Raw genomic sequence first — 234 nt, 5'->3', positions numbered from 1 at the left:
GTGGTCCACGTACAGCTCGGGGTGGATGCCGGGGTTGTGGATGCGCGAGAGCTTATCGGCGGCCAGCTTCGAGGCGTACTGCCAGGCCTTGCGGCCCATGGCGTCGTAGCCGAAGCAACTGGTGAGCGCGCCCTGGGTGCGCAACACCTCGCGGTGCAGGTCGTCGCGCTCCATGTCGCTGATCAGTTGGCCGTCGAGGTTGAGTTGGTGCAGGTGGCCGCTGCCGTAGTACAG

At 66.2% G+C, this 234-nt stretch carries 1 pseudogene; it reads right to left on the bottom strand.

Features of this window, described 5'->3' with window-relative positions:
* Positions 1-234 (bottom strand): annotated as a pseudogene (locus tag OGL93_RS22185) (sugar-binding protein); the annotation flags it as partial.

The organism is Pseudomonas sp. RIT-PI-S (assembly GCF_025642975.1).
GTDB lineage: Bacteria > Pseudomonadota > Gammaproteobacteria > Pseudomonadales > Pseudomonadaceae > Aquipseudomonas.
This window is presented reverse-complemented; position numbering and strand designations above follow the sequence as displayed.